10 protein-coding genes are annotated in these 12,690 nt (G+C 38.2%); 2 read left to right on the top strand and 8 right to left on the bottom strand.

Annotated features, from left to right (window positions below):
- Nucleotides 1–82 precede the first annotated feature (82 nt).
- Entirely contained in the window at nt 83–661 is a 579-nt protein-coding gene (locus A7A78_RS02425; RefSeq protein ID WP_068760825.1) for a fasciclin domain-containing protein, read from the top strand.
- A 78-nt stretch (nt 662–739) separates the two neighbouring features.
- Here A7A78_RS02425 and pheT read toward each other — a convergent pair whose 3' ends face one another.
- From pheT to A7A78_RS02390, 7 genes are all read right to left on the bottom strand, one after another.
- The gene (gene pheT, locus A7A78_RS02420; protein WP_068760824.1) at nt 740–3,166 is read right to left on the bottom strand and encodes a phenylalanine--tRNA ligase subunit beta; all 2,427 of its coding nucleotides are present in this window, start codon (nt 3,164–3,166) and stop codon (nt 740–742) included.
- 105 nt (nt 3,167–3,271) lie between these two features.
- On the bottom strand, nt 3,272–4,444 hold the full coding sequence (locus A7A78_RS02415) for an MFS transporter (protein ID WP_068760823.1): 1,173 nt from the start codon (nt 4,442–4,444) through the stop codon (nt 3,272–3,274).
- A 35-nt stretch (nt 4,445–4,479) separates the two neighbouring features.
- Nucleotides 4,480–6,939: a T9SS type A sorting domain-containing protein gene (locus A7A78_RS02410; protein ID WP_068760822.1), complete on the bottom strand. Its 2,460-nt coding sequence runs from the start codon at nt 6,937–6,939 to the stop codon at nt 4,480–4,482.
- A gap of 60 nt (nt 6,940–6,999) precedes the next feature.
- Complete coding sequence (locus A7A78_RS02405; protein WP_068760821.1) at nt 7,000–8,232, bottom strand: M48 family metallopeptidase; 1,233 nt, start codon at nt 8,230–8,232, stop codon at nt 7,000–7,002.
- A gap of 84 nt (nt 8,233–8,316) precedes the next feature.
- A complete protein-coding gene (locus tag A7A78_RS02400; RefSeq protein WP_068760820.1) occupies nt 8,317–9,123 on the bottom strand; it encodes a TrmH family RNA methyltransferase in 807 nt (268 codons plus the stop codon).
- 14 nt (nt 9,124–9,137) lie between these two features.
- Entirely contained in the window at nt 9,138–9,788 is a 651-nt protein-coding gene (locus tag A7A78_RS02395) for a hypothetical protein (RefSeq protein ID WP_131811088.1), read from the bottom strand.
- Complete coding sequence (locus tag A7A78_RS02390; RefSeq protein ID WP_068760818.1) at nt 9,778–10,485, bottom strand: carboxypeptidase-like regulatory domain-containing protein; 708 nt, start codon at nt 10,483–10,485, stop codon at nt 9,778–9,780. Before A7A78_RS02390 ends, A7A78_RS02395 begins: the two co-directional genes overlap by 11 nt.
- A gap of 150 nt (nt 10,486–10,635) precedes the next feature.
- Here A7A78_RS02390 and A7A78_RS02385 point away from each other — a divergent pair, with 150 nt between their 5' ends.
- Nucleotides 10,636–11,481, top strand: coding sequence for a DUF6503 family protein (locus A7A78_RS02385; protein WP_068760817.1), 846 nt, complete (start codon nt 10,636–10,638; stop codon nt 11,479–11,481).
- A gap of 28 nt (nt 11,482–11,509) precedes the next feature.
- Here the strand turns inward: A7A78_RS02385 and A7A78_RS02380 are convergent, their stop codons facing one another.
- On the bottom strand, nt 11,510–12,577 hold the full coding sequence (locus A7A78_RS02380; RefSeq protein WP_068760816.1) for a DUF3810 domain-containing protein: 1,068 nt from the start codon (nt 12,575–12,577) through the stop codon (nt 11,510–11,512).
- Between the last annotated feature and the right edge of the window lie 113 nt (nt 12,578–12,690).

Genomic DNA, 12,690 nt, shown 5'->3' with positions numbered 1-12,690 from the left:
AAATCTTAAAGTCCGGAAATTGCAAAACCGCAGTTTCCGGACTTTCGTTTATAAGCACATAACATAAACTAAAAACACTATTATGAAATCAAAATTTATTACAGCAGCATTCTTTTCTTTAGCCTTAATGGCAGGAACATCTTCAATTTTTGCACAAGACAAAATGATGAAAGACGAGAAAACAGTTATGGTTGGTGGCGCCGAAATGTACCCAAGCAAAAACATAGTTGAAAACGCAGTAAATTCAAAAGACCACACCACGCTTGTTGCGGCCGTGAAAGCTGCAGATTTGGTTGAAACACTTCAAGGCGACGGGCCATTCACTGTTTTTGCACCTACAAATGCGGCTTTTGAAAAACTTCCAAAAGGAACGGTTGAAACATTGTTGAAGCCAGAAAACAAAGCAAAATTGCAAACAATCCTTACCTATCACGTGGTTGCCGGAAAACACAGCGCAGCAGATATTATGGCTGACATTAAAAAAGGCAATGGAAAAGCGACCTACAAAACAGTAAGTGGCGGAACATTGACTGCAATGCTAAAAGGTAAAAAAGTGATGCTAATGGATGAAAACGGTGGAATGGCAACTGTAACTATTGCAGATGTAAACCAATCAAACGGTGTAATCCACGTTGTTGACAGCGTTGTATTGCCTAAATAAATTGCCCCAATTCTCCAATTAATTAAAATGAAAACAGCGACTATTTAAGTCGCTGTTTTTTTATTTGTAAATATATTTTTAACGAAGTACGGCTCCAAAATCTGTTTCAAATTTTTGTTGCAGTTTGTTCATTATTTTATCGATTTGTTTGTCGGTCAGGGTTTTTTCATCGTCTTGAATAGTAAAGGTTAAAGCGTAGCTTTTTTTACCTTCCGGAAGGTTTTTTCCTTTGTAAACATCAAAAAGATTTACTGATTTCAGCAATTTTCTCTCTGTTGAAAGCGCTGCCTCGCGCAGGGCTCCAAAACTAACTGAATTATCCAGCAGCAATGCAAAATCACGTTGTGCAGCAGGGAATTTCGCAATGGGTTTTAATTTGAAATTTTTGGTCGAAATTTGTTTCAACACACTGTCCCAATTAAAATCTGCGTAAAAAACTTCTGCGTCAACATCAAGTTCAGCGGTGATTTTTTTCTTCACAATTCCAAACTCTACAATGGTTTCCTTGTTTCTTTTGAAAGCAATTGCTTCAGAAAAAATATCGTTTTCAGAAGTTTCTTCGGTATAATTATCAAATCCTAAGCGTTCCATAATTGCGGAAACGGTTCCCTTTCCGAAGAAGAAATTACTTTTAGCATCAGCTACTGCCCAATTTCCTTCAGATTTTAAACCTGTAATAAAAAGGGACAAATGTTTTATTTCAGTGCGATTACCGGGAAAATTGTGATAGGTTTTCCCAAATTCAAACAGCTTTAAATCACTTTTTCGTCTATTGCTGTTATAGGCAATAGCTTCCAAACCCGAAAAAAGCATGGATTGGCGCATTACGGAAAGATCGTGGCTCAACGGATTGAGCATAGAAACATTGTAATTGTCTTTAATTGTTTCGCTCAACTCACTGTATTTTGGTGTTGTTAACGAGTTGTTCAGCATTTCGTGGAAACCAAGGCCCGTGAGTTGTGAAGCCGTTTTGTTTTGCACATCATAATCTTCACCCGCTAAAACCGTAGCAATGGAGGCGTTCAACTTTTGGGTGAACTTTATGTTGTTATAACCATACACGCGGAGTATTTCCTCAATAACATCCACATCACGGGTAACGTCATTGCGGTATGCCGGAATGGTCATTCCAAGGCCCGTTTCCGTTACGTTATTTATTTTCATTTCAAGGGAGGTCAGGATTTCCTTAATGGTTTCCTTCGGAATTTCCTCGCCAATCAATTTATTCGCCTTTTCAAAATTTAGGAATACTTGGTGGTCTTCAATCTTTTTGGGATAGATATCAATCAAATCACTGGTTATTTGGCCTCCCGCAACTTGAAGGATCAATATTGCAGCGTGGCGCAGCGCATAATCCGTGATATTTGGATCAATTCCTCTTTCAAAACGGAAAGACGCATCCGTGCTTAAGCTGTGTCGTTTTGCGGTTTTACGAATATTAACCGGATTAAAATAAGCACTTTCCAAGAAAATACTAGTTGTTTTTTCTGTTACACCACTATTTATTCCTCCAAAAACACCTGCGATACACATAGGTTTTTCAGCATCACAAATCATTAAATCTTCTTCGTGAAGTTCGCGCTCAATACCATCTAAAGTTGTGAACTTTGTTCCCGAGGGAAGTGTTTTCACATTAACTATATTTCCTGAAATTTTTGCCGCATCAAAAGCGTGAAGTGGTTGGCCAAGTTCGTGAAGCACATAATTTGTAATATCCACAATATTATTTATAGGTGAAAGCCCTATGGATTTTAACCTATTTTGAAGCCAAGCAGGAGAGGTTCCAACTTTTAAATTGCTTATGGTTATTCCGCAATAACGTGGTGCCAAAGCGTTGTCTTTTACCTTCACGTCAATTTTTAAGGTGCGGTTATCTATTCTAAAACTACTTGTTGAGGGTGTGTTCAGTTTTGTTGAAATACCTTTGTGGAGTAACCCAGCTTTCAAGTCGCGCGCAACGCCCCAATGGCTCATGGCGTCTGATCGGTTTGGGGTCAATCCTATTTCGAAAACTTTATCGTTTTCAACTTCCAAAACTTTGGCTAAAGGTATTCCCGGCTTTAATTTAGCATCCAAAACCATGATTCCGTCGTGCGATTTTCCGAGACCCAGTTCGTCTTCAGCGCAAATCATTCCTTCGCTAACTTCACCGCGAATTTTCCCTTTGTTTATCTGCCATGGGTTTCCATCAGCATCATAAAGCGTTGTGCCAACGGTAGCTACGGGAACTTTTTGACCCACGGCTACGTTTGGTGCTCCACAAACAATTTGTATGCTTTCGCCACTGCCTACATCAACTTTGGTTACTTTCAGTCGGTCTGCGTTGGTGTGTTGCACACATTCTAAAACGTGGCCTACCACAACGCCTTCCAAACCACCTTTTACTGAAGAAAAATCTTCTATTCCCTCTACTTCAAGACCTAGATCTGTCAATAGTTCACCCGTTTTTTCGGCGTCCCAAGGGAGGTTGATAAATTGTTTTAACCAGTTGTATGAAATTGTCATAAGTGTAAAATTCTAAACAGAGGGCAAAGATAGTATTTCCTTTAAAGTTGAAAGTTGAAAGTTTAAAGTTTTACAATGAAAGTTTAAAGCTAAAAGTTCAAAGTTTTAATTTTTGGAGGTGAAATTTAATTTTAAAAAATATACAATCACTCCAACTGTTGCAATTGCAGTAACCAAAAATGTGACATTCGCTCCAAAATAAAACCACAAAAGACCGGCCATTACACTTGCAATCATAGCTATAATGCTTTGAAAGGCAGAATAAGTTCCCACGGCCGTTGCTGTATTTTCATCTCTGGAAATGTTTGTTATCCACGCTTTGGAAATACCTTCGGTTGCTGCGGCATAAATTCCGTAGCCGAAGAAAAGAGCGATGATGGCATATAGGTTTGTTGTTAAACCCATTCCGAAGTATACCAAGCTGAATATAATTAATCCGAAAACGAACATTTTTTTAAGCCCGATTTTATCGGCAAAACTTCCCAAAGGAAAAGCGGTTAGGGCGTAAATTAAATTGTAGAAAATGTAAATGCCTATTACCCAAGTATCGTCCAATCCCGCATCTTTTGCTTTTAGCAACAAAAAAACATCACTGCTGTTGAAGAGGGCGAAAAATAGTAAGCCGAGCACTACTTTTCGATATTCCGAAGGGCTTTGTTTCCAATAATTGATGAAGGAAAAAAAGTTGATTTTTTTCTTTTCCGAAGTGGTTTCTGTTTTTTTGTCTTTCAGAAGAAAAGATGCTATTACAGCTAAAACCCCTGGAATAAAGGCGATGTAGAAAAGATTTATATAATCTTCGGGATAGAAATATAAATAGCATAAGGCAAGGGCAGGGCCAAGAACGGCGCCAAAAGTATCCATAGAGCGGTGGAAGCCGAAAACCTTTCCTTTTTTTGCCTTTGTTGTCTCCGCTGAAAGCATTGCATCTCTTGCGCCAGTACGGATTCCCTTCCCGAGTCTGTCTGTGGTTCTTGCAAAGAAAATCCACAGCGGATATACAAAAAATGCCATCATTGGTTTTGAAATGGCGCTCAGCGAGTAACCGAGTTGCACGAAAGGCGCGCGTTTTGCTTTGCTGTCTGATAGTTGCCCAAAATACCCTTTGCTCAATCCCGCCACGGCTTCAACCAAACCTTCCAACACGCCAATAAGTAATATTGAAAACCCAATACTTTTTAAATAGATGGGCATTATTGGATAGAGCATTTCGCTGGCCATATCCGTAAACAGACTGACGAGAGAGAGTATCCATACGGTTCGGGTGATGGTTTTCAAGGGTTAGGATAAATTACCTTGAAAGATACTTCAATTTATTTTTTTATCACTTTTTTAGTTTCAGTTTGTCCGTTATCGTTCTTAATTTTCACGAAATATATGCCTTTGCCTAAAGTTGAAATGTCAATTTGATTCTTTTCTTTGGAAGTTAAAAGGAGTTGGCCGAGGTTGTTATAAATAGTTATTTCAGAAACTGTTGAACTATTATTTATTGAAAGTACTCCGCTTGTTGGGTTTGGATAGATGATGAAATGGTTTGTTGTGTTTTCTTCGATGCCGAGAGGGCCGCGATTTTCGAACCAGATTATTTCATCCTTTGCAAAAGAGGATGCCAAAATGTCCATTTTTCCATCATTATTAAAATCATCTGCAGTAACACTAATGGCGGTTCTGAAATTTGAAACAAGTATTTGCTGATAATTGAAATTTCCAGAACCATCGTTTAGATAATATATAACTTCATTACCTTGCAATGTAGCACAGATAGCATCCATATCTCCATCATTGTCAAGGTCTTCTGCAAAAACATTCGTTGCTCCGTCGGCTGATGTTGTTATTGTGTGCTCACTGCCAAAAGTACCTTGTCCATCGGTATTTTCATACCAAATTATATCATCAGTTCCATAAGAGGTGGCAATTACATCTTGATCACCATCATTATCAAAATCTGTCGCATATACACAATCTGGGACAATTAAATTGGTTGAAATTATTTTTGCTGCACTAAAACTACCTTGACCGTCCATATTTTCAAACCAAGCAACGGTGTCTTCCGCACCATAATATCCAGCAATCAAATCTATATCGCCATCATTGTCAATATCTTCACTAAATAAGGTGTCGTTTACCCAAGGCCCTTCCATTATTATATTCATTGGACCGAATGTTCCTTGACCATCCAAGTTTTCTTGCCAAACTATTTTTGTACTGTCGCCAGAGGAAAAAACATCCAAATCTCCGTCATTGTCAACATCGGCAGCATATACAACGGATGGGTAGGTTTCTAAATTAATAGTCTGTTCTGTTCCAAAAGTTGCATTGCCATCAAGGTTTTTATAATAAACCACTTTACCATTGCTGCTACTACTTGCTGCAATTATATCCATATCATTATCGCCATCTATATCTCCAGCAAATATTGAAAGGGGATTGTTGATTGTGGCAATGGTTATAAGTTCGGAAAAATTACCCTGTCCGTCAAGGTTTTCTTGCCAAGCTATTCTATCGTCATTCGTTAATGCTGTAAGTATATCCTTATCACCATCGCCATCCAAATCTACCGAGATAACTTTTATGGGTCCATTGGCGCCATTTATTTCTGCCAATACATTAGCTGGCCCAAAATTTCCTTGTCCATTTGTGTTTTTGTGCCAAGCTATTCTATCTGCCCTGTTAGCAGCCATAAGTATGTCTTGGTCGCCATCTGTATCTATATCTGCGGAAAAGACCGCACGCACATCTTCAACATTACTATCTATAATTTGTTGCGCTCCAAAAGTACCGGAACCATTGTTTTTGAACCAAGATAGTCCTTCATTATCAGTTCCAACAACTATATCCAAATCGCCGTCGTTATCGAAATCTTTTGCATATATTGTTTCAGGACGTGCATTATTGGTCAATTGGGCAATAAGGTTAGGTGTATTATTGAAATTTCCCTGTCCATTGGTATTTTCAAACCAAATTATTCTATGGTTGGGAAAAGCCCAAGAAGTTGCTGCAATATCTAGGTCGCCATCACCATCAATGTCTGCAAGAACAGCGCCTCTGCAATATGCAATATCTGTGCTTAATTCTTGTTGAAAGATAAAATTTCCTTGGCCGTTTGTGTTTTTAAACCAAGCTACGCGGCTGTTGTTATATCTGGCACCTGAAAGAATATCCATATCTCCATCACCATCAATATCACCTGCAACAACGTCTAATGGGTAATCAAAATTTGTAGAAATCACTTGTTGTGCTCCGAAATTTCCCTGTCCGTTCGTGTTTTCATACCAAGCAATTTTATCATCCGTAGCTGAAGCTGAAAATACATCCATATCACCATCGCCATCAGCATCATTTGCATATACTGAGGATGCGCCATCTGCTAGGGTAGAAATTATTTGTCTTGAACCAAAAGTTCCTTGGCCGTTGTTTGCAAACCAACCAATGGTATCATCAAAATAAGATGCTGCAAGAATATCCATATCACCATCACCATCAATATCTGTTGCAAAAACAGAATAAGCTCCCAATGCGGTTTCTGAAATTATTTGCTGGGGCCCAAAGGCACCTAATCCGTCAATGTTTTTGTACCATGCTATTTTATCATCATTTGTGGAAGCGGAAATCATATCCATATCGCCATCGCCATCCAGATCTGCAGCAAATACTGAATTGGCGCCATTTGTACCGCCTGTATCGTCAACTGTTATATGCGGCTCAAAGTCAATCTGTGCGCTAATTGAAAAGGAAAAAAGTATTGCTGAAAGAAATAGTAGTGCTGTTTTCATTTGAAGTATTTAAGAGTTTGCAAAGTAATTTTTTCCTACAAGATATTCAAATGATAAAAATCATTTCTTTAAATTCCTGAAGCGCTGCAAAAGCGTAGGGTGTGAGTAATGTGCAAACACATACAATGGATGCGGTGTAAGATTACTTAGACTGTTTTTAGAGAGTTTTTTTAAACCTGTAACCAAAGGTGAGGCAGCATAGGTGGTTTTTGCGTAATTGTCTGCTTGGTATTCAAACTTACGGCTGAGGTAATTCATAAACAATCCTGTGATGCCGGAGATGGGGCTGTAAAGTACGCCGAAAGCTATCAAGCCAATGTGAAAGGAAGGTTGTGAAACATTTAATGCTTCCGATAGCAATGGATTTGCTATAAAAAGTGAAAGTAGCCAAAGTGTAAATCCTGTGGTTATTATTGCGGCGAAAAGATTGATGATTATATGGTTTCGTTTGTAATGCCCAACTTCGTGCGCGAGGACGGCTACTATTTCTTCTTCGTTTAAATCTTTTATCAAAGTATCATAAAGCGTAACGCGCTTTTCGCTGCCGAATCCTGAAAAGTAGGCGTTGGCTTTTGTGCTGCGCTTGCTGCCGTCTATCACAAAGATTTTATCGAGGGTGAATCCTACTTTTGAAGCATAGGTTTCAATTTGGGAACGGAGGGAGCCTTCTTCCAAAGGGGTTTGTTTGTTGAAAAGAGGAACGATGAAACGCGCGTAAAAAAGATTCATTAAAACAGTGAAAACGGTAATGACGCCCCAAGCGTAAAGCCAAAAGTTTTTGCCCGTGCTTTGGTAAAACCAAATAATTGCACTTAGAAGAATTCCCCCAATAACGGCGCCCATTGCCCAACCTTTCAGTTTGTCAAGGAAAAAAGTTTTAGGTGTGGTTTTATTAAAACCGTATTTCTCTTCAATAACGAAGGTGCTGTAATAGCTGAAAGGTGTGCTTAAAATATCACTTGCAATCATAATAATTCCGAAGAAAACCAAGGCGATGATAATTTCATTGTTTGAAACGGAACGGGCTAAACTGTCTACAAATGCAAAACCGTCTAAAAAGAAGAAGAGAAGGGTAGCAATGAGGGAAACGGCGGCTGTGAGTATTCCAAATTTGTAACGTTCCTTTTTGTAGCGTTGCGATTTTTTGTATTCATCTTGATCAAAAACGTCCTGCAATTCTACTGGTAGTGGGTCGTTAAAGTGTTTTGCATTAAGGAAATCTAAAATTTGGTCAATAACAAAGCTGATGACTAGGATTGCTATTATTATGTAAAAAAGAGTTTCTGGTTTCATTTTAAATTCCAAATTAAAAACACCAAATTCCAAAATATGCCTATTTGGAATTTGGCATTCATCTATTGTGTTTTACGAGATTCTTTAAAGAAAATTTCGCTGTCTTTTGGCTTCAAATATAAGTATTCCTGCGGCTACGGAAACATTCATACTGTCTATTTCGCCCTGCATCGGGATAATGATATTTTGGGTGCTGTTTTGTATCCATTCCTCGGAAAGTCCTGTGGCTTCAGTGCCTACAACTATCGCAGTTGCTTTTTTAAAATCTATGGAGTCGTACTGAACGGAGGCTTGAAGAGCAGCGCAGTAGATATTTATATTTTTTTCCTTCAAATATGAAATGATTTCTGAAGTGCTTCCCGTTGCTACATTATTGGTGAACAAACAACCCACGCTACTGCGGATAATATTTGGGTTAAACATATCTGTCTTTGGGTTGGCGATGATTACGGCATCTACCTTTGCGGCATCAGCGGTGCGAAGTATGGCGCCAATGTTACCAGGTTTTTCGGGGGCTTCGGCTACTAAAATTAAAGGGTTTTTGCTTTCAGGTTTTAGGTTTGAAATGTTTAGATTTTTTGCGTGTGCAATTGCCAAAACCCCTTCGGTGGAGCTTCGGTAGGCTAATTTTTCATAAATATCTGAAGCAATTTCTATGAATTCCGCTTCGCTATTTGCGGTTTCTTTCAGTATAAAAATTTCTTCCTCAGAAATGATTTCGGGACAAAAAAGAAGGTTTTTCAAAAGATAACCACCTTTTATTGCCAGTGAAATTTCACGCTGACCTTCAATAACGAACAGTTCTGTTTTTCTGCGTTCGCGCGATTTTTCCTGTAGTAAAACAATCTGTTTTATCAACGGATTCTGAAAACTTGTGATGTTTTTGTACATACCACAAAGATATGTTACAAATACTTATATGCCGTACCCAAATTTATGCGAAGGCCAATACTTATATTTAAGTAATTCGCCCCTTTAAATGTATCTTCAAGTTCCGCAGGCACATCAATATTCATAAAATCGTGGCGAATTTCTGGTGCAACGTAAAATCCTAAATATGTTGTGAAACGATAACTAACTTCCGGGTTTAACCAAACTGCCGTAGCAGTATCCCTAAAACCATCGCCTGAACCACGATTGTTATAACTTGCCGCACCAACACCAAGACCTAGGCTAATATCAAATTTATTTATGTGCTTTTCATAGCCTAAAATTCCCCCAACCACATAGTTGGTGGTGTGGCTGTAGTTACCCAATAATTCCCGATCGGTTACATTTCCCTTAAAAAAACTGAAATATGGGCCCACATAAAAGTCCTTGAATGCATTTACTTTAAGAGACAGTCTTCCGCCCATTTTCAAATCCATTCCATTGGTAACAAAATTATCGCCAAAAGCTATAGGGAAATAAGGCCCGAACTCTATGTTCCCTACATTTCTACCAGGCCCTTTTTGGTCCTGTTGGGTGTTGGATTCTGTGTTTTCAGTACCTCCAGTTTCTTGCGCAACTACTGCAGTTGAAAAAACGAGAGCCAGGATAAGCGTTTTAATATTCAAAAACATATGTATTTTCTAGATTTGTTAGCGGTATAGCGATGGTTTGTTCTGGTTCGTTGTTCAATATATATTTGAAAAGTACAGTTGTCCCCAATTGGCTTTCCAATTCTATATCAAAGCTAGAAGAACTAGGATCCAGCTGATTGTAAGAATTGTCAAAAGATTTGCAATCTTCAGAATCGCTTACGTTAAGATCTATTTGGCAAACCGAGGTATCATAATTTAATTTATAAGCAAGCGAATTGTTATCTCCCGGAGTATTGTTTATGAAAAGGGCAAGCCTTGCTACCTCATTGAGTTGTATTCTTCCTAAATTATAGGTGGCAGCGTTACGGTTTGTAGCATTATTGAAATAATTTTTAGCAGAATAAGCGGGGTTTTCTAAATTCCCATAATTATAATCATCATAATAGTAATAACCGTCCTCCTTCACATTTACGGTAATATTTAACGAGTTATAGGTTTCCACTTCTAAAGATGTAAATTCAAATTGGCCATTAGCATCACTTATGGCTTCTCCTAAATTTAAATAGGAAGACTCACAGCGTACGGAAATTCCCGGAATGGGATTGTTGGAACTGTCTACGATATTTCCTTTTACCAAGATACGGCGGTCGTCCATAATTTGCACCTCGCACGATTGAAGAAGCAAAAGAACGCCTAAAAATAGGAGTTGAAACAAATATTTTCTTTTCATAGCTAGCAGATTTTAGCGAAGCAAGAATACTGAAAAAACACAAAGCGGTCAAGTATAAAATATTAAATTCCAAAAAATCATAAACCTTTCTAAAAAGCTTCCCAGTTCTGGGAAGCTTTTTTACTTTTAAACAACTAAAAACCAATCATTATGAAAAAACTGCTTTTTTTTGCTGCACTTATAATCTCTCTTTCGTCTTGTAGGGACGATAAAAAAACTACGGGCGAAGATCCACGGATTGAAGGCACCGAACTTGATTCAACGGGAGTGGAAGCCCCAGATGGCGATCCAAAGAATGCCCAAACAAACACTGAAAAAACCTATCCCGCAACATTACAAAACGTATTTATCGCTCACGGAGGTTTGGACCATTGGAAAAAGATGAACAACCTCTGTTTTGAGATGAAAGGGAAAAAAGGAGATGAAACACACACCGTTTCCTTACCCGACAGAAAAACCAAAATAGAGTCCAAAGATTGGTCTATTGGTTATGACGGAAAGGGAGTTTGGCTTTTGAAACACGATTTGGGCTATGAGGGCAATCCTGTTTTTTATCACAATTTGATGTTTTATTTTTATGCAATGCCTTTCGTAATCGCAGATCCGGGAACCAATTATGCAGAAGTTGGACCAACTGAACTTGACGGCAAAATGTACAATGGTTACAAAATTTCATATAACGATGGAGTGGGCGATTCCCCAAAAGATGAATACATTTTATATTTTGATTCTGAAACCAACAAAATGACCTGGCTGGCATATACAGTTACCTTTAAAGATCAAAAGAAAAGTGATGATTGGCATTTTATAAAATACGACAAATGGCAAGATGTAAACGGTCTTTTGCTACCCGAAAAGCTAACTTGGTGGAATGTGGAAAACGGAAAGCCGCATGACGAAAAGATGGACATTAAATTTGATAAAATCACCGCAACCGAAACTATGCTTGATGCTTCAGTGTTCGCAAAACCAACAGAAGCGGAATATGTTCAATGATCAATAAACAATGTAGGGAAGGATTCTTTTAAAGTGTTTTGCCTTCATAATAATTAACAATCAAAGCCACCATATAATCATAACTCATGATCCCACGGCTTTGGTTGTTTGCTTTTAGGAAATTGTCCCAAAATATTTTTGAGAAATCCTCGAACGGGTTTTGGTAGCTTTCCCAAAAATCGCGCATTTCCTTATAGCTTTCCAAAATACCGGGATTTATTTGGGTTAATAGCTCTTCATATTTAGCTTCATCCCTTCGTGCCATTTCATTTATCAAATAGCGCAACGTAAAAATATATCCCGCATATTGCATATATGGGTCATCGTTGTGCAGGGTAGAAAGCGTGGCAATAAAATTCGCTTCATTTTCTGCTGCATAACCTATTTGATGGGCTTCTTCGTGGCAGGCAACTACTGGAAATTTATAGGTTTTCATCAAATTATTTACTTGCGCCTCGCCTGAAAATGGGTTCAAATAACCACTATAACCCATATAGGTCAATCCCAAACTCCAGCCACTCTTTTTAATACTTCTTGGCGAATAGGCCAACTGCGGAAATTCCCCTTCAAGATTTTTATAACCATTTAAGGTTTTTTTGAACATTTCCTTTTGGGTGTAGGGCAATTCAATTTTCACACTGTCCGCAAAACCCAATTCACGGTGCATTGAATTACTTTTTTCAATAAACCGATATGTTGTGTTCAGCAGCTGTTCTGTATTGTAATCATTTTCCAAACCCAATGATTTATGAAGTGGAAGCCTATAATAATTGAAACCCCAAAGTACATGAAACATAAAATAGACCACCGAAACTGCTGCCAAAATATCTACAACAAAACTCACTTGATCGTTTTTAAGCCTTTTCACATTTTTATAAAGCCATCTAATTGCGACAATCGCAATAAGCAAATAGAATAGATCACCGACTGAAAAAGGAACCCAACCAAAGATGTAGCGGGAGATTTTTGAAATCCACGGATAGATTCCGAGACTGTAATATTTTTCCACAAATTCGGGGAAATGCTTTAAAACCTGAAGTGCAATAATCTGCACAATTAGAAATAGCGTGAGAAATGCTGAGGTTCGTTTTTGCATAATCCAAACTTACGAAGGAAATCTTTCTCCACATAATTTTTAAAGCGATTGAAAAAAGGTAATTTTGTGGAAATGTGTTGTCACGAATGCACGAATGATTTTTTTTAGGAATT

Origin of the sequence: Aequorivita soesokkakensis, assembly GCF_001641085.1 — a bacterium.
Classification (GTDB): Bacteria; Bacteroidota; Bacteroidia; order Flavobacteriales; family Flavobacteriaceae; genus Aequorivita; species Aequorivita soesokkakensis.
The sequence above is the reverse complement of the archived record's forward strand: the minus strand, read 5'-3'. Positions and strand labels throughout refer to the sequence as shown.